We start from the raw sequence: 21,305 nt of genomic DNA, 5'->3' as shown, positions 1-21,305 counted from the left end.
TTCCGTGCGGCCCGCTGCCGATGAAGGAACCATGATGAAAGCGATTGCCTGCGCCACGATCCTGATCGCTGCCGCGATCTTCGGGAATTCAGCCCAAGCCCAGGACGTCGCCGCCGGCGAGCGCTCCTGGAACAAGTGCCGCGCCTGCCACCAGCTTGGCGAAAGTGCCAAGAATACGGTGGGGCCCATCCTGAACGGTCTCTTCGGTCGGCATTCCGGCTCCGTCGAGGGCTACAGCTACTCCAACGCCAACAAGAACTCCGGCATCACCTGGGACGAGACCGTCTTCGCCGAGTACATCAAGGATCCGCGGGCCAAGATCCCCGGCACCAAGATGGTCTTCGCCGGCATCAAGAACGAACAGGAGATCAAGGATCTCACCGCCTTTCTCAAGCAGTACGACAAGGACGGCAAGAAGATGTGAGCTGAGGCCAGCCTCGATCAGGCCGGCCCACGCCTGCGCGACGACGGGATCAGCCCTGTCGTCGCGTTGCTTGTTCCGTCAGGCGTATTTTGGCATGAGCGCTCGCAAGCGTTCCGAGCCCGGAACGGATTCTCTGCTCGCAAGCCAAGGCTCCCGCCATGTCGGACACGAAGCGCCCCCGCATTGCCATCACCTACTGCACGCAGTGCAACTGGCTGCTGCGATCGGCCTGGATGGCCCAGGAACTGCTCTCGACCTTCGGCCCCGATCTTGGCGAAGTCGCGCTCCTGCCGGGTACAGGCGGGACCTTCCGGATCCATTATGACGACGTGCTGATCTGGGACCGCAAGAATGATGGCGGCTTCCCCGACGTGAAGGCGCTGAAGCAGCGCGTGCGGGACCGCCTCGACCCCGGCCGCGACCTCGGCCATCTCGACCAGAGCCACGGCTGAGCGATCCTGCTCGAGCGAGCCTCACGATCCCGGCGCCCGGCCGGGTATCACCTGTCGGGCGCGCTCTTCCTCTGCCCCGCCCTACCGACCGGAGCCCGGCAAGTTGAAGCTCAGGACCGCGAGCTCTGTCCTGTTATGCGCACCGAGCTTGCGCATGACATTGCGGACATGAACCTTGACGGTGCTTTCCTTCAGGTCGAGTTCATAGGCGATCACCTTGTTCGCCTTTCCATGCTGCACGGCCTCGAGCACTGCCGCCTGCCTGGGTGTGAACATCTGCCGGGGCCCCACCGGGTCTCCCGGCTTGCCGGCGCGACGCGACAACAGACTCCCCGACGGAATGAACACTCCGCCCGAACGCACCAGGCTCATCGCGCCGCGTGCCACGTCGAGGCTAAGCGTTGTCGGGATATAGCCTTTCGCGCCGGTCGCGATGGCCTCCAGCATCTCGTCGACGTCCTCGGTATCCGAAAGCAGGACCAGCGAGACATCGCCATCCGCGGCAAGGTCCTCGATCTCCCGCTCGATCTCCTTGCGGCAGCGCGGACCGCTCACATAGCGCAAAACCACCGTTCCCGGTCTCGGCGGGCTCGACCGCTCGCGACGCCATTCCGCCAGCGACGAAAACGTCTCGACCTCGTAATCACGACTTTGAGAGAGCAGGGATGAAGCCAGGCAATCACGGATCAATTGCCTGGCTTCGATGATGACGATGGCGGCAGGCTGCTCTCGGAGACGCGAAATCTCTTCGGCTCCCGAGCGAGTCAAGGATGGCCGCCGATCGGCCATGAGCGGCAGATTCTCACGTATATTTTCGAATATCATAACAATATCCTTGAATTAAAAGCGCATCGCCCCATAATTTTGCCAGAAATAAGTCTAAAAGGAGAACTGCCGCCGCTTTCTCCATGTATTAAATTTTACATCAATTCTAAGCCAGCCAAAGAAAATTATTCGGCGAACCAAACAAATGTTACCTTTTCAGCTCACCCTCCAGGACAAAAAATCGTGAAGACCTCATCAGAGGACTGTCTCTGCCTCTGCACCATTGACGGAGAGACCAGCCATACGGCGTAGCCGCTCCATGTCGTAAATGCTGAACTGGCCGGTCGCGAAGGACATCACCCGCTCAGCCTGCAGGAATTGCATGACGCGATGCAGGTGAACCCCGGTGACCCCGCAAGCCTCCGCCAGGTGGCGTTTCCCGAGCGGCGTCTTGAAGCCCCCGTCATGCATCAGCCCCCGGATCTGCAGGCGATCGTGCAACGTCACGACGAAATGGGCGAGCGCACGAGACGTCCGCCCCGCACCGAGCGCGGTCAGCGAATCCACGAGGCGGCGGCGCCCGGCAACCGCAGCACGCGTGATACTCCGCATGAAGCTCTCGTGCCGGAACATCTCGTCGACTCTCGCAGCAGCGAAACTGCACAGCATGACGGGGGTCAGGGCAATGATCGTGCTCTCTGAGGGGCCCGCCATCACCGTATCGAGACCGATCAGATCCCCGGGGAGGAGGATGGCGACGAGCTGACGCTCGCCGGACCCCAGAGCCCGGTACTCTGCAGCCCAACCGGAGAACAGCGTGAACAGGCCCGGCCGCGCGCCTCGTTCCAGGATCACGCTACCGGCTTCCGCAAACCTTTGCCCCTGCTTGAACTCTTCCAGGGTCGTAGCCTCCGCATCCGACACGCCATGGAGCGCGGGGATCTGCCGCAACGGGCATGTCAGGCACCACACGCGTTCCCGCGCGACGCCCGCATGGTTCGATGCCACGGCCGACTGGATGCGATGCATTACCCCCTCCGCCAAGGCCGCGCGATGGCCCGAAGGGTTAACTTATGTTAACCGCCAATCCCCGATAAGCTGCATTTGTCGGACCCAGTTTCAAACGTTTCATTGTACTTTGGCGCCCCAAAGGACTCCCCCACCGGGAAACTGCGCGTGGTGACGATCAACGGCTTCACGCATCGGCCGCGTGGACGTGCCGCTCCTCGCAGCACCGGATAAGAGCGGAAGCGACCCGCGCCAGCTGGGGTGTGACAAGTTCCGGGAAGATCGGCAGCGAGAGAAAACGCCGCGCCAGCCGCTCCGAGACTGGAAAGTCGCCGGGCACGTAACCCAACCCGGCATAGGCCGGCTGCAGATGAACCGGGCGGGGATAGTGGATGCCGGTCGAAACCCCCGCCTTGGCGAGTTCCGTCCGCAGCCTGTCCCGCTCTTCGCTCTGGATCGCGTAGACATGAAAGACGTGTTCCGCACGCCGGGCCGGAGCCGGAAGCTGCAGCTCAGTGTCGCCCAGCAGCCGCTCATAGGCCGCAGCGATCCGTCTGCGCTTCTGTGTCCAGCCATCGAGATAGGGCAGCTTGACCTGCAGCGCCACGGCCTGGATCGCGTCGAGGCGCAGATTGAAGCCGGGCCTGACGTGATTGGATCGTCCCTCCTGTCCCCAGTCGCGCAAGCTGCGCAGCAGCTGAGCGGCCTTGGAATCGTGAGTAACCACCGCGCCCCCCTCGCCGCAGGCCCCGAGATTCTTGCCGGGATAGAAGCTGAAGCAGCCATATGAGCCGAAGGCGCCTGCCCGCATGCCATCGCGCTCCGCGCCATGGGCCTGGGAAGCATCCTCGATCACGGTGATGCCGTAGCGATTGGCGATGGCGCCGATCGCCGCCATATCGGCAAGCCTGCCATGGAGATGGACGGGCACGACGGCACGGGTCGCCGGCGTGATGGCAGCCTCGAAGGCTTCCGGCGACATGGTGAAGCTGTTGGGATCGACATCGACCAGAACCGCCTTCGCTCCCGCATAGTGGATCGCGGCCACCGTTGCGACGAAGGTCATTGGTACCGTGATCACCTCGTCCCCGGGTTCGACACCGGCCGCGAGCAGGGCCAGGTGCAGGGCTGCCGTGCCGCTGCTCACGGCCACGGCTTCCCCGACACCGCAATATTCAGCGAACGCGCGCTCGAAGGCCGCGACCGGTTCGCCCAGGACATAGTTGCCGCTGCGCAGGACGGAGAGGACGGCCGCCTCGAGCGGCTCCTGCACCGTCTTGAACTGAGCCTTGAGATCGAGAAATGGGATCATGAGGTTTCCCCCAGTACGGTTTCAAACAACCTGGGCGCAGTGGCATTGGCTCCGGCATGGCCGATGACGCTGGCCGGGACCCCGGCGACCACCGCGCGGGCCGGCACATCACGCATCACGACTGCGCCGCAGCCGACCACGGCGTAGCTTCCAATCTCGACCCCGCAGCCAATGGTGGCATTCGAGCCGATCGACGCCCCTCGGCGCACGACCGTGGCCTCCTGGGCCCATGCCTGCGCCTCTCGCGATCCCCCCGGCCTGACCGCGCGCGGCATGCGGTCATTGGTGAACATCACGCCATGGGCGATCATGACCTCATCCTCGAGCACCACCCCCTCGCAGATGAAGGAATGCGAGGATATCTTGCAGCGCCGGCCGATGCGGCTACCGCGCTGGATCTCGACGAAGGGGCCGATCCGTGTGCCCGAGCCGATCGCACAGCCATAGAGATTGACGAGATCGGGGTGGCTGACGACGACATCATCACCGAAGTCCACGTCGATGATGGGCATGGCGCTCCCCTTCCCTGCTCCGGCAGAACGCTAGCGTGCAAAAGCGGAACCGGAACGATGGGAATAGGGCGCGCCTCGTTCGGATGAAGCCTATAGGCGGATCGCCCGGAGCAGTAGGCTCCCTACACCTTCCGACGAATTGCTTCTCCTCCCGTGGCAGCAGGACCTTGCAGGCCGCGCCACCAAGGTCTGCCGCGCCCCCGCCCGACGCAGCGCCTGACAATCGCCGGGGAAGGCCGGAGGCGCCGGCCTGGCGCACTGCCGCGGGCAGGATCCTTTCGATTTTTATTCGTGAATGAGCCGCCTGGCCGGCCGTCGCAGAGCAGATCCGCGCTCTCGCTCAGTGGACCGTTATCGCCAGAGCTCGACCCTGTTGGACAGAGGGGCCTCCGCTTTGGCAGATCGGCCCTTCCGGTTCAGTGAACGTATAGGTGACGGCGACGCATGATCCGGTCGAAGGCAGCGGCGCTCCGACGCGACCGGGTCGCCGCTCTCATGGTCGCCCGGCATCCAGGAAGCTGCGGACCAGAGCGACGGTCGCCGCAGGATTCTCCTCCATGATCCAATGTCCGCTACCGGGCACAACCGCGCCCTGGACGTTCTCGCCTGCGAACTTCATGACCGCAGCCATGCCCAGTCCGAAGGATTTCTCCCCCCCGATCGCCAGCACAGGGATCGTCAGCTTGCCCTTTGCCAGGAAGGCCTTGTTGTCGACAGCATCCTGATCGAAGGCGGCGAACTGGGCAAAGCCCGCGCGCATCGCCCCCGGCCTGGCGTAGAGCGCCGCATAATGCTCTCGCGCAGCTTCGCTGAACCGGCTGGGGGTCGCCGAGAATTCATTCCAGAAGCGATCGAGATAGATGCGCTCGCGGCCGGCGACGAGCCGCTCCATGTCGGGGCCGCCGAAGCGAAAATGCCAGAGAAGCGGATTCTTCAGGATCTCCTCCCAGGGGCCGACGCCCGGCAAGGGGGCATCGATCAGCACGAACTTCGTCACGCGATCGCGATACCCGGCGGCAAGCGCAAATCCGACCATGTTGCCGATGTCATGGGTCACCAGCTCCGCCCGGTCCACCTTCAGGGCATCGAGGACGCCGGCAATGTCGGCGGCCTGGTTCTTCTTGTCGAAGCCCTTTTCGGGGATGGCCGAAAGGCCCATGCCACGCAGGTCGGGAACGATCACGGTCCGGTCCCGCGCGAGATCGGCCGCCATCTCGCCCCACATGTCGCCGGTTTCACCATAGCCGTGCAGCAGGACGACCGCCGGCCCCTGTCCGCCGACCCGTACGTGCAACGTCGTGCCGTTGGCCGGGATCTCCTGCGTGCGGAAACCCGCCGGAAACGGAACAATCTGCGCCAACGCGGGGGCAGCGAAAAGAAGGGCGCCAGTAGCGGCGGCCAGGAAGCGAAGCATCGCGATCTCTCCTCATGTCTGGCCGGGCACTCCAGGGCACGGCCTTGCTCTCGACGAGATGATGGCGCTGCGCCATTGTCTGGAGTAGCCGCCAGAAAGCGAAACTGGTTTCCGGAAAGAGCGAACAATGATGAAGCTCGACGGGGTCGCGGCATTCGTGATGGTAGCGGAAGCCGGATCGATCACCGCTGCGGCCCAGCGCATGGGACTGGCCAAATCCGTGGTCAGCGAACGGCTGGCGGAGCTGGAGCGGCTGGTCGGCACGCGACTTGTGCAGCGAACCACCCGCAAGCTGTCGCTGACCGAAGGCGGCACCGCCTTCCTGGAGCGCGGCAGGCGCTTGTTGCGCGAGGCCGAGGAGGCCGTGGCAGAGCTCGCCGAACGGCGAAGCGAGCTGGTCGGACCACTGCGGATCTCCGGCCCCGTCAGCTTCGGGGTCCTACATCTCGGCCCGGCGATCTTTTCCTTCCTGGCGACCAACCCCAAGATCGAGCTGGCACTGGAGCTGGAGGATCGCTTCGTCGATGCGGCGGCCGATGGCTACGATGCCGTCATCCGCCATGGCCCAATCCATGACACGCGACTTGTCGCGCGGCACATTGCGAGCAGCCGCCGCGTCCTCGTCGCCTCGCCTGCCTATCTGGATGCCTGTGGCAGACCGGGGACGCTGATCGAACTCAGGCAGCATCGCGCGATCCTCTACATGAACCGGGACTCGGACTGGCGGTTTCACAGCGAGAGCGGCGCAGTCGTGGTGCGAGCGCAGCCGGCCGTGCGCGTCAATAACGGGCTGATGATGCGCGACGCCGCCCTGGCAGGGCTTGGCATCACCTTGCTGCCGACCTTTGTCGTCCATGAGCAGGTCGCCCGCGGCGACCTGCAGATCGTCGATGTCGGGATCGAGGCCGAAGGCGCTGAAGTCCACGTCGCCCATCCCCGCGACCGCGCAGCCTCCGTCAAGGTACGCTCCTTGACGGAACATCTGCGCCAGAGCTTCGGGAATCCGCCCTATTGGGAGACAGCGGTCGCCCAGGCCTCGCCGATGTCGTGAACACGACACATTCTCGGCACCGCACTGCGCCGCCGAGGCATTGGATGCATCTGCGCTCAGACCGAGCGGCTGTAGCTGCGCCCCGGCTGAGCGAGATAGGCATCGAAGACCGAGGCCACCTTGCGGACAAGCAGGCGCGAATCCTCCGGCATCAGCACGCGACTGCCGTCGAAGTGAATGACCCCGTCCTGCGCCAGCGCCTTCAGTCGCGGGAAGGATGGCGCCAGATCCTCCGGGTTCGCCTTGTGCCTGGCGCAGACGGCGCCGATATCGACCGTGAGATCGCACATCAGGCGTTCGATCAGCTCGGCACGCAGCCGGTCGTCAGCACTGAGCCGGAAGCCTTTGGCCGTGGCCAAGGCCCCGCTCAGCACACGCTCGGCATAGCGGCCGATGACGACCTCGTTCTGGACATATCCGCCGGGAAGGCGGCCGATCGCCGAGGCGCCGAAGCCGATCAGCGCCTCGGCGCCGTCAGTGGTGTAGCCCTGGAAATTGCGGCGCAGCACGCCGTCTGCCCCCGCCTGCCCCATGCTATCGTCCGGCAAGGCAAAATGATCGAGGCCGATGCGGACATAGCCGGCGGCGACCAGCGCCTCGGCCATTGCCTCAGCCTGCTCGTGACGTTCCAACCCGTCAGGCAAATCCGCCTCGTCGATCCTGCGCTGATGTTTCTTGAAGCCGGGCACATGARCATAGCCGAAGACCGAGAGGCGGTCCGGCCGCAACGCGACGCAGCGCTCGACCGTCTCGATGCAGGACCGGAGGGTCTGCTTCGGCAAGCCGTAGATCAGGTCGAAATTCAAGCCGCTGATGCCGGCAGCTCTGAGCCCGGCGACGACGCCTGCCGTCTGCTCGACGCTCTGGATGCGGTTGATGGCCGTCTGCACCACCGGATCGAAGCTCTGGACGCCGAGGCTCGCCCGATTGACGCCGGATGCAGCCAGCGCCTCTGTCACCGCCCTTGTCAGCCTGCGGGGGTCGATCTCGACGGCGATCTCGGCCGAGGGGGCGATGACAAAGCGCTCCCGCAACAGCGTAACCAGACGAAGGAAATCGTCCGGCGCGATGATCGTCGGCGTACCACCGCCAAAATGGACATGCTGGACCTGGAGCGGCGCAGCGAGCCGATCGGCAACGAGCGCGATCTCGCGGCGCAGGACTGCGAGATAATCGACGATCGGCTGGTCGCGCAGGGCAACACTGGTGTGGCAGCCGCAATACCAGCACATCGAGCGGCAGAACGGGATGTGGACATAGAGCGAGGCCTTCGTTCCGGGCCTCAGCGCCTGCAGCCAATCGCCATAACTTTCCGCACCGATCTCGCCCGTGAAATGTGGCGCAGTCGGGTAGCTGGTATAGCGCGGCAGGCGCTCGTCGAAATACCGCGCCCGGACATCGGTCATGACACGTATCCCTGTCTTGCCAGAGTCGATTTCAATGGCCCGTGTCTAGCGCGCCCCGGCGAACGATCCTTGATCCAGGACAAATGCCGCCCCGATCGATGGGGCGTGCTACCGACTCGAGAGGATTGGCCTCTGCGCGCGACCGCCATGGCTCCCAACGCAGTTCCGCCCATCGCTCAGAGCTCTTGCCAAGCACGGGCTCCTCTTCTGGAATACGCCACGCGCCGCCTGCGCTGTCGTCGCAGGTTGCTGCCGAGGCAAGCCCTCTGGGGTGCCGCGGCAGTTGCGTGCACGAAAATGGGGAACAGACCACACATGACGAAAACGCGGTTCGATATCTGGCTCGACCAGCATCACGCTGAGTTCACGGCGATCCGGCGCGACATCCATGCCCATCCGGAGCTCGGCCTGGAAGAACACCGCACGGCCGCGCTGGTCGCGGACAAACTCCGGGAATGGGGCGTCGAGGTGACCGAAGGCGTCGGCGGAACCGGCGTAGTCGGTGTCATCCGTGGCCGCCGGCCGGGCCAGGGCGCGATCGGACTGCGCGCCGACATGGACGCGCTTGCGCTCATCGAGGAGACAGGGCTGCCCTATGCCTCGCAGAATCCGGGCCGCATGCACGCCTGCGGCCATGACGGGCACACGACCATGCTGCTCGGCGCAGCGCGCTACCTCGCCGAGAACCCCGATTTCGCCGGCAGTGTGAATCTGATCTTCCAGCCGGCGGAGGAAGGACGCGGCGGAGCGCTCGCCATGCTGAAGGACGGGCTATTCGCGCGCTTCCCCTGCGATGCGATCTACGGGCTGCATAACTCACCAGGCATGCTGGCCTCGTCCTTCGGCACGTGCAACGGCCCGATGCTGGCTGCGGCCGATAGCTGGCAGGTGATCTTCCGCGGAGTCGGTGGGCATGGAGGTTCACAGCCTCACCTCTCGACCGACATCACCTATGCCCAGGCCCATTTCGTGCTCGGATTGCAGGGCATCATCGGGCGCAATGTCGCGCCGCTCGACACCGCCGTGATCAGCGTCGGCTATGTCCATGCCGGCTCGGCGGAAGMCAGCAATGTCATCCCGGCAGAGCTCGTCATCGGCGGTACGGCGCGCACCTACGCGCCGGAAATCCGCGATCTGGTCGAGCGACGGATTGCTGAACTTGCCGCGGCAACCGCGCAAGCCTGGGGCTGCACCGCGGAGGCCTCCTATCGGCGCGGACCGAGCGCCTTGCGGAACCAGCCGGATCAGGTCGCAGTCGCAGTGGCCGCCGCGTCCACTTCGGTCGGCGCCGCCAATGTCAATGGGGCGATCCGGCCGGGAACCGGGGCCGAGGATTTCGCCGAAATGATGCAGATCAAGCCGGGCGCCTTCATGCGCATCGGCAATGGCGTCGAGGCGGACGGCTCCTTCAAGGGGCTTCACACGCCGCTCTTCGACTTCAACGACGAGATCATTCCCGACGGCATTCGCTACTGGGTGAACATCGTCAGCGAAGAGCTTGGCGAGGATCTGCGGGCAGCCGCGGCCTGAGGCTACCTGCGCCACTTTCCCGCGCCGCCGGAAGCGGCGCGGGACCATACTCTGCTGTCGAAGGGGCGCAGCCTGTCCGCCCTCTTGCCGTTACGGTTACAGGCAACAGTTCCAGGCGCGCAAAACTTCGCCACGCTGGCAGTATGCCCTGCAGATGCGGGCCCTCAGTGCTGCGGCCGGAGGCTGCCATGGAGCAGGCGCAAAAGCGTGGACTGACGAGGCTCTTGCTGCGCTGGCCAGAACGGCGCGCGCAGCTGCGGGAAAAATTCGCCCGCGACCCCGGCTTTGCAGAGCTGTGCGAGGCTTATGAGGCAGCCTGCGAGGCCGAGTCCTATTGGACGAAATCGACACTGCCTGTGGGCCCGGCTCGAGCCAGGGAATACGACGCCCTCGTCTCCGCGACAGAACAAGATATCTTGATCCGGCTAGGTCTTTCTTAAGGGAGCCGACCCGGATTCTGGCGGAATTCATCGAATACTGTCTTGATCCATGCTGGCTCGCAGGGCATCATCGGGCTTTCAAGAGCTAATTACGGGTTTTCTTCAGTCCTAGCTGTCGAGGCGAGTGATGGGCGGGCGCATTGCAAGGCTGCATGACGGGAACCCTCCTCCCCAACTCATCCTTGCAGCGTTGGACACTCTGCTGGCGCACGAGGCCTTGCGCCTTTCCGAGCGCAACCGGCGCTTCCTCTCTTTTGTCGTCACGCAAACCGTTGCGGGCCATTCCGACCGTATCAAAGCCTACTCGATCGGCGTCGATGTCTTCGGCCGCGACGACAGTTTCGAGCCTGGCACCGACCCGATCGTGCGGATCGAGGCGACACGCCTGCGCTCGGCGCTGGCAACCTATTACGAGACGGCGGGAGCAAGCGCTCCCGTCAGAATCGCGATGCCACCCGGCAGCTACGTTCCATCCTTCACGTGGCAGCCGTCAGGAAATGGAGCCACGAGACCCGCTTTCGCTGCCGAGCCAACAGGGATCACGACCTCCGGCGCCAGCCTGCCGACAATCATCATCAAGAACCTGACGGACCGCGCGGCCCGGCTTGCGGCAGTTCATGGCGACCTGCTTATCGAAACCATCATGAAGCGGCTCGTCACAGCCGGCTTCAGACTGTTCGCGATGCCGTCTGCCGAGCGCAGAGCTGCCGCGATCGCGATCAGCAAACTCCTCCTGCACCCCGACGAGACTTACGCGCTCGATATCGCGGTCCATCCGATGTCGACCTGCCTGCGCTTTTCCTGGTGCGCCACCGATCTGCGCAGCGGAGAGATCATCTGCTCCGACTTCGTCGATGAGACCGAACGCGACGTGCCTTGTGCGAGCACCATCGACATGATCGCTGCGCAGGCAGTCCAATCGGTGTCAGAGGCTCTCGCCGACTGAACTGGTCGCCCGCCGCGCTCTTAGCTTACCGTAACTGTTACAGGCTTAAGCCCTTGCCGACCCCATGCGACCGTCGCCCGGCGCGCATGGGCCGCGTCCGACGGCTGTCGGGCTGGCCCGGAGCGTCGATCCGGCACCGGGAGTGATTCATGGAACGCCACAAACTCATGGCCGCCGCAGCCTTGGCACTGACGCTAGGGTTATCCGGCAAAGCCGTGCAGGCCCAGACGGCCCCGCCCCCCAAACCCAACATCCTCGTCATCTTCGGCGATGATGTCGGCCAGTCGAACCTCAGCGCCTATACGCACGGGCTGGTCGGGTACAAGACGCCGAACATCGACCGCATCGCCAAGGAAGGCATGTTGTTCACGGACTATTATGCCGAGAACAGTTGCACGGCGGGGCGTTCGACCTTCATCACCGGCCAGTCCTGCCTGCGCACCGGCCTGTGCAAGGTCGGCATTCCAGGCGCTCCGGTCGGACTGCAGAAGGGCGACATCACCATCGCCCAGGCGCTCAAGGCGCAGGGCTACGCCACCGGCCAGTTCGGCAAGAACCACCTCGGCGACAAGGACGAGTATCTGCCGACCAATCATGGCTTCGATGAGTTCTTCGGCAATCTCTACCATCTCAACGCCGAGGAAGAACCAGAGCGGCCCTATTGGCCGAAGGATGACGCCGCGTTCGTCAAGGCGATGTCGCCGCGCGGTGTGCTCAAGACCTCAGCCGACGGCAAGATCGAGGACACCGGGCCGCTGACCCGCAAGCGCATGGAAACGGTCGACGACGAGACCACCAGCGCCGCGATCGATTTCATGCAGCGCCAGACACGGGCCAACAAGCCCTTCTACACCTGGATGAACTTCACCCGCATGCACATCTTCACGCATGTGCGGCCGGAGTTTCGCGGCAAGAGCGGCATGCCCGGCAACGAATATGCCGACGGAATGTGGGAAATGGATCAGAACGTCGGCAAGCTACTGAAGACGCTTGACGATCTCGGCATTGCCAACAACACGATCGTGGTCTTTACCACCGACAATGGTCCCAACCTGTTCACTTGGCCGGACGCGGCGACGACGCCGTTCCGTTCGGAGAAGGACACGAACTGGGAAGGCGCGTTCCGCGTACCGGCGATGATCCGCTGGCCGGGCCAGGTCAAGGCCGGCGAGGTCAACAACGGCATCGTCTCCGGCCTCGACTGGTTCCCGACATTGCTCGCCGCCGCCGGCGACAAGGACGTKAAGGAACGCCTGCTCAAGGGCTGGCAGCCGCAGGGCAGCGCGGTCAGCTTCCGCAACCATCTCGATGGCTTCAACCAGCTCGATTTCATCACCGGCAAGACCGATAAGAGCGCGCGCAACGAGTTCTACTACTTCAACGATGACGGCGGCCTCGTCGCGATGCGCTCCGGCAACTTCAAGTTCGTCTTCGAAGTGCAGGAGCAGCGGGGGCAGATGGATATCTGGGCGCATCCTTTCACGCCTCTGCGCTTGCCCAAGATGTTCAACCTGCGGATGGACCCCTACGAGCATGCCGATATTTCCGGCAGCGGCTACGATCAATGGCGGGTCGAGAACGCGTACGTGATCGGCCTCGCGCAGATGAAGGCGGGCGCATTCCTGGAGACTTTCACCGAGTATCCGCCCAGCCAGCGGCCGGCGAGCTTCAACGTCGAAGGCATCCGCCGGGCGGTCGACCGGAAGATCGACGAGTCCTTCAAGAAGCGCGGCCTAGAGTGAGCCTGTCGCTCTGATATGTTGCCGGCCGGCGCCGCGAGGCGCCGGCTGAACTTCTGAACATGGTTCTAGAGCTGGGAACGGGCATGAGCGTGGGGACAGAAGCGCCGAGGCGGCGTCGCAGCGCTAGCGCGATCCCGGATCGCCGGTCCTTGATGCTATGCTCGCCCTGCCAGCTGGCTTGCTGTTCCTCTCGGGTACGGCCGCGCTGATCCTCCAAGTCATCTGGATCAGGCAGCTCTCGACCGTGGTCGGGGTCGAGGTCTATGCCGTGACGACCGGCGTCAGCGCCTTCTTCGCCGGCCTCGCGATCGGCGGCCTGATCTTTGGACCGATTGCCGACCGCAGCCTTCAGCCCTTGCGTCTCTACGCCGCTCTCGAAGGTGGCGTCGCGATCCTCGCCATGGCTGCGACCATCGGCCTGTCGCAGGCAGCTCCACTCTTTGCCCGACTGGAAGTGACGACACCGCTGCTCGCCTGGGCGATGGTGTTCGCGCTCGTCGGCCTGCCCGCCGTCCTGATGGGCGGCACGCTGCCAGCGCTGACGCGTTTCGCCGCCACCCGGCGCGACGATGTCGGTCAGGTCGGCGGCGGGCTCTATGCGGCCAATACAGCGGGCGCCATCACCGGTGCACTGCTCGCCTCGTTCCTTGTCATTCCCGCGGTCGGCATGCGCGGCTCGGCGCTCGTGGCCGCCGCAATCTGCCTGGTTGCGGCCCTCGCGGCGCTTGCAACGAACGCTAAGGCAGGCGTCGCAAGCGTCGACGCGGTCAAGCCGACCGATAGCGGCTTCTCGCCTTCGGCCGTGCTGGCCATCGCCCTCTACTCGGTCGCAGGCGGCATCGCGCTGGGTTACGAGGTGGTGTGGTCGCAGACGATCGTGCCCTTCATGAGCACGCGCAGCTTCGCCTTCTCCGTCCTGCTCGCAACCTATCTCACCGGGCTCGCGCTGGGGGCTGCCATTTTCGCGCGCTGGGCCGATCGCGTCACGAAGCCATGGAGTGTCTTCGGCCTGCTCATCGCGGGGGCCGGCCTGTCGGCCGCTCTGGCCATCGCCGTGCTCGGCCCCTGGCTGAGCCAGCTCCAGGGCCTGGTCGAGGCAGCAGTGCTGAATCTGACGGGCAGCGCCTTTGCCGGCATGTCCGCCCGATTTGCCGTCGCCGCGATCTGCGTCGTCCTTCCCAGTACCCTGTTCCTGGGCGCGGCCTTTCCAGCGGCGTTGCGCCTGATCGTCGCCCCCCGGCATATCGGCCGCGGTGTCGGCATGATCGTCGCGTTGAATACCCTCGGCGGCATTCTTGGCACGGCCATCACCGGCTTCGTCCTCATTCCGGCGCTCGGGCTCGTCCAGAGCCTCGCAGTGCTCGCCGTTGCCGCCGCGCTGGTGGGAGCCGTCGCTGCCTTGCGCGAACGGCGCGCCGGCTCAAAGGCCTGGATCGCGGCACTCGCCATCAGCGCCGCCACATGCGCGACCGCCATCCTCCTGCCATCCGATCGCCTCGCCACGCTGATGCCCGGCGCCCGCGGCGCGAGCCTTACCTTCTATGACGAGAGCCTGGGCGGCACGGTCGCCGTCGTCGAGCGGAGCTCGGGCCGAAACCGCTTCCGCCGTCTCTACATCCAGGGCGTCTCCAATTCCGGCGATGCGATGCCATCCCTGCGCTACATGCGGATGCAGGCATTGCTGCCGCTGATCATTCACAATCGCGAGCCGAAATCGGCTTTGGTGATCGGCTTCGGTACCGGCATCACGGCGGGAGCCTTGCTGACCTATCCCGGCCTCGACCGGCGCGTCGTTGCCGAATTGCTGCCGAGCGTCATCCGCGCGGCGCCGAATTTCGAGGGTAGCTTCCGGGCCGCAACCGACCCGCGTCTCGAGATCCGCCTGCGCGATGGACGCCGCGAGCTCCTGCGCAACCCGGATCGCTACGACCTGATCACGCTCGAACCGCCGCCGCCCTCTGCTACGGGCGTCGCCAACCTGTATTCGAGCGATTTCTATGCTCTGGCTCAATCGCGCCTTGCCGAGGGTGGCCTCGTCGCGCAGTGGCTGCCCCTGCCGACCCAGAACGACGAAGACACGCGGTCTCTGGTGCRCAGCTTCCTCGACGTCTTCCCGCATGCCACCCTCTGGACCACGGAGCTGCACGAGATGCTGCTGATCGGCTCGCAAGAACCGGTTTCGCTGGATCTGCAGAGGATCGCCGGCCGCTTCGCACAGCCGGAGGTGGCAAAGGCTCTGAGTGATGTCGGCATCGATTCCCCTGCGGCTCTCCTCGCGACCTTCGTCACCGATCGGCAGGGGCTGGAGCGCTATGCAAGTTCTGCTCGCCCCGTGACGGATGACGATCCGCGCATCGAATATGCAGGCTGGGTGCGGCGGCTCGAACTGGCGCGGACCTTGCCCATTCTCCTGGAGATGCAGGGAGAACCGCCGGTCATCGGTGCCGACGATGCATTCCGGGCCGATCTTGCAAATGAGCGCAGCAGACTCGTGACATTCTACGATGCCGGCCTTGCCGCCTATGTCGGCGACCGGGCGCGCTGGGCGCGGCAGATGCGGCGCGTGATCCAGGCCGATCCCGCCAACCCCTATTACAACTGGTTCACAGGGGGCCCTCGCGAATGAGCGAGCGCGGAAGCATTCTGCGGAATGCCCGCCCCCGGAAGCCCGACATTGAGAAGGAGAACCCGGTGCTGAACGTTCGAGCTGCCCTGGCCGTGTTGTTCCTGGTCTCATCCTGGGCGTGGAATGGCGCCGTCCTCGCCCAATCCGACCCTCTGCCATCCTGGAACGACGGCAAGGCAAAGACCGCCATCGTCGAATTCGTCAGAAGGGTAACGCAGGAGGGCGGCCCCAATTACGTCAAGCCGGCGGAGCGCATCGCCACGTTCGACAATGACGGCACGCTCTGGGCCGAGCAGCCGGTCTATTTCCAGCTTCAGTTCGCCTTCGACGAGGTGAAGCGGCTCGCTCCCCTGTATCCGGAGTGGAAGAGCAAGGAACCCTACAGGTCGGTCCTTGCCGGCGACATGAAGGGGCTGGCGGCCTCCGGAGAAAAGGGCCTCCTGCAGATCATGGCGGCTGCCCATTCCGGGATAACGACACGGGAATTCGAGCGATTGGTCGCCAGCTGGCTCAACACCGTACGGCACCCGACGAAGAAGCGCCCCTATACCGAGATGGTCTACCAGCCGCAGCTGGAGCTGCTGACCTATCTGCGCGCCAACGGCTTCAAGACCTTCATCGTCTCGGGCGGTGGCGTCGAATTCATGCGCGTCTTCGCCGACAAGGTTTATGGCATCCCGCCCGAACAGGTGGTCGGCTCCGCCGGTGCAGTGACATTCAGGCTGAGCCCGAGCGGCAAGCCCGAACTGTTCAAGGACGCCAAGGTCGAGTTCATCGATGACGGCCCCGGCAAGCCTGTCGGGATCAACCGCTTCATCGGCCGGCGACCGATCCTGGCCTTCGGCAATTCCGACGGCGACCTGCAGATGCTGCAATATACGACGGCCGKCGATGGGCCACGCCTGGCCCTCATCATCCATCACACCGATGCCGAGCGCGAATGGGCCTATGACCGCAAGTCGCCTATCGGTAAGCTCGACAAGGCTCTCGATGAGGGCCAAGCCAACGGCTGGACCATTGTCGACATGAAGTCGGACTGGAAGGCTGTCTTTCCGCCGGAGCCGTAGCGATGAACAAGGAAGACGTGGTCAAGCGCTTCAGGATCACGGACGGCGACAAGTTTCGGCTTTCCGACGTCGACCCCGCCGATGTTTGCGGTTTCGACATTGAGAAGGACGACGCCAAGGAGTTGCTGGCAGCCGGGGTCAAGCGTCTGCACGCGCTGCAGGAGCGGCTCTACGCCGAAGGGCGCTGGTCGCTCCTCGTCATCTTCCAGGCAATGGATGCGGCCGGCAAGGACGGCACGATCGAGCACGTCATGTCGGGCATCAACCCGCAAGGCTGCGAGGTGACGTCCTTCAAGGCTCCAAGCACCATCGATCTGCGGCACGATTTCCTGTGGCGCACCACCTGCGCACTGCCGGAACGCGGTCATATCGGGATCTTCAACCGTTCCTATTATGAAGAGGTCCTGGTCGCGCGGGTCCATCGCTCGGTGCTCGAAGCGCAGAACCTCCCGCCGAAGCTGATCACAGACGATATCTGGCGCGAGCGTTTCGAGAGCATGCGCGATTTCGAGCAGCACCTTTCGCGCAACGGCGTCGCGATCCTGAAATTCTTCCTGCATGTCTCGAAGGACGAACAGCGGCGCCGTCTCCTCGCCCGGATCGACGAACCGGACAAGAACTGGAAATTCGACTCAAGGGATCTGGCCGAGCGCGGTCATTGGGACGAGTATATGGGTGCCTATGAGGATGCGATCCGGGGCACCGCGACGAAGAGCGCGCCCTGGTACGTCATTCCCGCAGATCACAAATGGTTCACGCGGCTCGCCGTGGCGGCAGCCATTGGCGAAAAGCTCGAACAGCTCGACCCACAGTTTCCGACGGTCGACGACGACATGCGCAAGGCCATGGCACAGGCGCGCAAGGTATTGGCGAGCGAGGAGCGGTCCGAGCGCGCCAAGGCGGATTGAACAGCAGCGGAGGCCCGACGACCATGACGGATGGCGCGGTACTGGACAGGATCGACACGTTGAGCGGCATGATCCGCATTCCCGGCGGAACCTTCCGCATGGGCTCGGACAAGCACTATCCGGAGGAGGCGCCGAGCCATCGCGTCACGGTCGATGGTTTCTGGATCGACGCGACTCCGGTCACCAATGCGCAGTTTCGCGCCTTCGTCGAAGCAACCGGCTACGTCACCTTCGCCGAGATCCCGCCGGACCCAAAGGACTATCCCGGCGCCCTGCCCCATATGCTGCGAGCAGGCTCGCTGATGTTCAACCCACCGACCCATGCGGTCGACCTGCGCGACTGGTCGCAATGGTGGAAATTCCAGTTCGGCGCGACCTGGCGCAAACCCTATGGGTCGGGGTCGTCGATCAAGGGGCTCGACGACCACCCGGTCGTGCATGTCGCCTATCGCGATGCCGAAGCCTATGCAGCCTGGGCCGGAAAGGCCGTGCCGACCGAGGCCGAATGGGAATTCGCCGCACGTGGCGGGCTTGAGGATGTCGAGTTCGCCTGGGGCGACGAGTTGACGCCTGGCGGGCGTCATATGGCCAACACCTGGCAGGGCAATTTCCCCCACGAGAATACGCGGGAAGACGGGTTTGCACGCACCTCTCCTGTCAGCGCCTTTCCCGCCAACGGCTATGGCGTCCAGGACATGATCGGCAATGTCTGGGAGTGGACAACGGATTTCTGGTCGACGCGCCATCAAGGCGATGCACCCAAGGCCTGCTGCGTGCCGCAAAATCCCCGCGGCGGCCCCGAGGCCGACAGTTATGATCCGCGTCAGCCTGCGATCCGCATTCCGCGCAGAGTCCTGAAGGGCGGCTCGCATCTTTGCGCACCAAGCTATTGCCGGCGCTATCGCCCGGCCGCCCGCCATGCCGAACCGGTGGATACCTCGACGAGCCATGTCGGCTTCCGTTGCGTGGTCCGGACCGAGCCCGCCCCCCCGACCTGAATGCAGCTGTAACGGTTACGTTGCTGACTGGAGCGCCGCTTCGTTCAGAATTCCGGCGAAAGCCCCACTCGCATTCCGGAGGGAACAGGCTGATGAGCGACGGCAGGGGATCGGCGGCTCGGGACGCGGTCGTCGATCTGCAGAAGCGGATCAACCATGACATCATCGGCCAGGAACGCGTCGTCGAACGGCTCGTCGTCGCACTGCTTGCCAATGGCAATGTCCTGCTCGAGGGCCTGCCGGGTCTCGCCAAGACCCGCGCCATCAAGAGCCTTTCGAATAATCTCGAATCCGACTTCAGCCGCATTCAGTTCACGCCGGACCTTCTCCCCTCGGACGTCACCGGCGGCGAGATCCTGCGCGGCGACGGTCAGTTCGAGTTCCGCAAGGGACCGATCTTCGGCAACCTTGTCCTGGCTGACGAGATCAATCGCGCCCCGCCCAAGGTCCAGTCGGCGCTCCTCGAAGCGATGGAGGAACGGCATGTGACAGTCGCCGGCAAGCGCTACGACCTGCCCGACCTCTTCATGGTGCTCGCGACCCAGAACCCGATCGAGCAGGAGGGAACCTATCCTCTCCCGGAAGCGCAGATGGACCGCTTCCTCATGCATATCCGGATCGACTACCCCACCGATGCCGATGAGGTGAAGGTGATGCGGCTCGTTCGCGGGGAAGCTGCTGAGCCGACGGGTGCTGCCGCGCAGCCTCCGCCGAAGATCCCGCAGAAGCTGATCTTCGAGGCGCGCTCCGAGATCGACCGGGTGACGACGAAAGCGGTCGTCGAGACCTATATGGTCGCCCTTGTCGCCGCGACGCGCAGGCCCGCCGAATTCGGCGACAAGTTGAAGAACTGGATCGCAGTCGGGGCAAGCCCGCGCGGCTCGCTCGCACTCGATCGCTGCTCGCGCGTCTATGCCTGGCTCAACGGACGCGATTATGTCACGCCCGAAGATGTCCAGGCGATTGTCCATGACTGCCTGCGCCATCGCCTGTCGCTCAGCTACGAGGCCGGCGCCGACGGCGTGAATGCGGACGGTGTGCTGGACGAGATCATGAAACTGGTTGCGGTCGCGGCCTAGGGCGGAGCGGCTCATGGCGTTGATGCGGGAAAGACAGGGAGCAGGCAGCGCCGTTCCGGAAACTGGCGCGCGCGTCTTTGTCTCGCTCGATGATCTGCTGCGGCTGAAGCACCGTGCAAAGGGTTTCAGCTTTCTGCCTCGCCAGCCGGTTCACAGCCTGCTTGCCGGCCGGCATGCCTCACGCCTGCGGGGACGCGRCCTGAACTTTGAGGAGTTGCGCCACTATTTCGAGGGGGACGATACCCGTTCGATCGACTGGCTGGCGACGGCTCGTCTCGGCTCTCCTCATGTCCGCGTCTATTCGGAAGAGCGCGATCGGCCGGTCCTGCTGATCGTCGACCAGCGCAGCACGATGTTCTTCGGCAGCCAGCGGGCGATGAAGTCAGTCGCAGCCGCCGAAGCCGCGGCACTCAGTGCCTGGCGCGTCACCTCCCTCGGCGACCGCATCGGCGCGGTCGTCTTTGGCGATCGGCAGATCGTCGACATCAAGCCGCAGGGACGCGATATCGGCGTGATCCGCGTGCTTTCGGAAGTGGTGAAGCAAAATCACGCCCTAGGCCAGCCAGAACCGACGTCGGCGGCGGCCCAGCTCAATGAAGCCCTTCGCCATGCGGTCCGCATGGCGACGCATGCCTGGCTGGTCTGCCTGATCTCCGATGCCGCCGGCGAGGATGAGGAAACGGCGCGGCTGATCACCCGCCTTTGTGCTCACAACGATGTTCTGGCCGTCTACGTTCACGATCCGCTCGAGCGCGACCTGCCGGATGTCGGCCCCGCCGTTTTCAGCTCCAGTCTTGGCCAGATCGAAATCGATTCTTCCTCTCAGGATCTGCGTAGCCGGTTCGCGCGCGAGCATGCAGACTGGCGCGCACGACTGGCGGATCTCTCCCGCCATCGGGCGATCCCGATTCTTCCGATCTCGACAAGCCTCGATGTTGCGGCACAGTTCCGCGAACTCATTGGCAGACGCAGGGAACGCCGGGCCGCGGCAGCGCAAGGGCGGCCGCTGCGATGAGCGACGATCCCGGGAGCCTGGCCAATCTTCGCGACCTGGTGCTGCCCCCGGACATTCCGTTCTGGCCGCCCGCGCCGGGTCTCTGGATCGTCGCGGCAACTTGCCTCGCGATGCTCGCGGTTCCGGCCTGGCGCGCAGTCCAACGCTACCGCGCCGCCGCCTATCGTCGCGCGGCGATCGCCGAACTGGAGACCATATCGGCTGGGGTAGAGCAGAACGATCCCGACGCCGTCGCGCGCATCTCCGCGGTGATGAAGCGCGTCGCCATGATCGAATACGGCCGCGACAAGATCGCCTCGCTCAGCGGCCCCGCTTGGGCCGATTTCGTTGCACACGAGGCAGGCACGGGCTTCGATCCGGCCACGATACATCGGCTGCTCACCGAGGCCTTCGATGGCAGGACCAAGCCGGATCCGTCTGAACTACGGCTTCTCATCGGGCATGCCGAGCTTTGGGTCCGCGCCCACCGCACGCCTCCCGTCGCGGAGGCCTGAACATGCTGACCTTCGCCTATCCCTGGCTGGCCCTGATCACCCCCCTGCCGATAGCCGTCTGGCTCCTTCTGCCCGCCCATGCCAGCAATCGGACAGGCTTGCGCGTTCCGTTCTTC

Annotated in this window: 20 protein-coding genes; 14 read left to right on the top strand and 6 right to left on the bottom strand. The window is 64.6% G+C overall.

The annotated features are described in order from the left end of the window. Positions 1–31 precede the first annotated feature (31 nt). The gene (locus tag AC1DRP_RS05700; protein ID WP_441506955.1) at positions 32–424 is read left to right on the top strand and encodes a c-type cytochrome; all 393 of its coding nucleotides are present in this window, start codon (positions 32–34) and stop codon (positions 422–424) included. Between the two features lie 158 nt (positions 425–582). Then, entirely contained in the window at positions 583–876 is a 294-nt protein-coding gene (locus AC1DRP_RS05695) for an Rdx family protein (protein WP_476768043.1), read from the top strand. 81 nt (positions 877–957) lie between these two features. On the opposite strand, the gene AC1DRP_RS05690 is transcribed toward AC1DRP_RS05695, so the two are convergent. The 5 genes from AC1DRP_RS05690 to AC1DRP_RS05670 form a co-directional block, all read right to left on the bottom strand. Further along, entirely contained in the window at positions 958–1,644 is a 687-nt protein-coding gene (locus AC1DRP_RS05690; RefSeq protein ID WP_441488146.1) for a helix-turn-helix transcriptional regulator, read from the bottom strand. A gap of 252 nt (positions 1,645–1,896) precedes the next feature. Then, positions 1,897–2,670 carry a Crp/Fnr family transcriptional regulator gene (locus AC1DRP_RS05685; protein WP_476768042.1) on the bottom strand — a complete coding sequence of 258 codons (774 nt, stop codon included), beginning with the start codon at positions 2,668–2,670 and terminating at the stop codon, positions 1,897–1,899. 166 nt (positions 2,671–2,836) lie between these two features. After that, positions 2,837–3,961, bottom strand: coding sequence for a DegT/DnrJ/EryC1/StrS family aminotransferase (locus AC1DRP_RS05680; protein WP_476768041.1), 1,125 nt, complete (start codon positions 3,959–3,961; stop codon positions 2,837–2,839). Continuing rightward, positions 3,958–4,473 carry an acyltransferase gene (locus tag AC1DRP_RS05675; protein ID WP_476768040.1) on the bottom strand — a complete coding sequence of 172 codons (516 nt, stop codon included), beginning with the start codon at positions 4,471–4,473 and terminating at the stop codon, positions 3,958–3,960. The genes AC1DRP_RS05680 and AC1DRP_RS05675 overlap by 4 nt, the downstream gene beginning before the upstream one ends. 493 nt (positions 4,474–4,966) lie before the next feature. After that, positions 4,967–5,887 carry an alpha/beta fold hydrolase gene (locus AC1DRP_RS05670; protein ID WP_476768039.1) on the bottom strand — a complete coding sequence of 307 codons (921 nt, stop codon included), beginning with the start codon at positions 5,885–5,887 and terminating at the stop codon, positions 4,967–4,969. A 127-nt stretch (positions 5,888–6,014) separates the two neighbouring features. Here AC1DRP_RS05670 and AC1DRP_RS05665 point away from each other — a divergent pair, with 127 nt between their 5' ends. After that, positions 6,015–6,938 (top strand): LysR family transcriptional regulator, encoded by a 924-nt coding sequence (locus AC1DRP_RS05665; RefSeq protein ID WP_476768038.1) that lies wholly within the window; start codon positions 6,015–6,017, stop codon positions 6,936–6,938. A gap of 56 nt (positions 6,939–6,994) precedes the next feature. On the opposite strand, the gene hemN is transcribed toward AC1DRP_RS05665, so the two are convergent. Continuing rightward, positions 6,995–8,344, bottom strand: a complete 1,350-nt coding sequence (gene hemN / locus AC1DRP_RS05660; protein ID WP_476768037.1) for an oxygen-independent coproporphyrinogen III oxidase — start codon at positions 8,342–8,344, stop codon at positions 6,995–6,997. Between the two features lie 315 nt (positions 8,345–8,659). On the opposite strand from hemN, the gene AC1DRP_RS05655 reads away from it, so the two are divergent. The 11 genes from AC1DRP_RS05655 (at position 8,660) to AC1DRP_RS05605 (ending at position 21,189) form a co-directional block, all read left to right on the top strand. After that, positions 8,660–9,874, top strand: coding sequence for an amidohydrolase (locus AC1DRP_RS05655; protein ID WP_476768036.1), 1,215 nt, complete (start codon positions 8,660–8,662; stop codon positions 9,872–9,874). Positions 9,875–10,062: 188 nt separating this feature from the next. After that, on the top strand, positions 10,063–10,314 hold the full coding sequence (locus AC1DRP_RS05650) for a hypothetical protein (protein ID WP_441488138.1): 252 nt from the start codon (positions 10,063–10,065) through the stop codon (positions 10,312–10,314). 127 nt (positions 10,315–10,441) lie between these two features. Then, entirely contained in the window at positions 10,442–11,260 is an 819-nt protein-coding gene (locus AC1DRP_RS05645; RefSeq protein WP_476768035.1) for a hypothetical protein, read from the top strand. 149 nt (positions 11,261–11,409) lie between these two features. Further along, positions 11,410–13,002 carry an arylsulfatase gene (locus tag AC1DRP_RS05640; protein WP_476768034.1) on the top strand — a complete coding sequence of 531 codons (1,593 nt, stop codon included), beginning with the start codon at positions 11,410–11,412 and terminating at the stop codon, positions 13,000–13,002. A 157-nt stretch (positions 13,003–13,159) separates the two neighbouring features. Beyond that, the gene (locus tag AC1DRP_RS05635; RefSeq protein WP_476768033.1) at positions 13,160–15,628 is read left to right on the top strand and encodes a fused MFS/spermidine synthase; all 2,469 of its coding nucleotides are present in this window, start codon (positions 13,160–13,162) and stop codon (positions 15,626–15,628) included. A gap of 68 nt (positions 15,629–15,696) precedes the next feature. Beyond that, entirely contained in the window at positions 15,697–16,695 is a 999-nt protein-coding gene (locus AC1DRP_RS05630; RefSeq protein WP_476768056.1) for an HAD family hydrolase, read from the top strand. A gap of 2 nt (positions 16,696–16,697) precedes the next feature. Continuing rightward, positions 16,698–17,603 carry a polyphosphate kinase 2 family protein gene (locus tag AC1DRP_RS05625; RefSeq protein WP_476768032.1) on the top strand — a complete coding sequence of 302 codons (906 nt, stop codon included), beginning with the start codon at positions 16,698–16,700 and terminating at the stop codon, positions 17,601–17,603. Positions 17,604–17,626: 23 nt separating this feature from the next. Then, the gene (locus AC1DRP_RS05620) at positions 17,627–18,601 is read left to right on the top strand and encodes a formylglycine-generating enzyme family protein (protein ID WP_476768031.1); all 975 of its coding nucleotides are present in this window, start codon (positions 17,627–17,629) and stop codon (positions 18,599–18,601) included. Positions 18,602–18,693: 92 nt separating this feature from the next. Continuing rightward, positions 18,694–19,680, top strand: coding sequence for an AAA family ATPase (locus AC1DRP_RS05615; RefSeq protein WP_476768030.1), 987 nt, complete (start codon positions 18,694–18,696; stop codon positions 19,678–19,680). A 13-nt stretch (positions 19,681–19,693) separates the two neighbouring features. Further along, on the top strand, positions 19,694–20,695 hold the full coding sequence (locus tag AC1DRP_RS05610; RefSeq protein ID WP_476768029.1) for a DUF58 domain-containing protein: 1,002 nt from the start codon (positions 19,694–19,696) through the stop codon (positions 20,693–20,695). Continuing rightward, the gene (locus AC1DRP_RS05605; protein WP_476768028.1) at positions 20,692–21,189 is read left to right on the top strand and encodes a DUF4381 domain-containing protein; all 498 of its coding nucleotides are present in this window, start codon (positions 20,692–20,694) and stop codon (positions 21,187–21,189) included. Before AC1DRP_RS05610 ends, AC1DRP_RS05605 begins: the two co-directional genes overlap by 4 nt. Positions 21,190–21,305 lie beyond the last annotated feature (116 nt).

This window comes from Allobosea sp. 01N443 (assembly GCF_056399325.1).
This window is presented reverse-complemented; position numbering and strand designations above follow the sequence as displayed.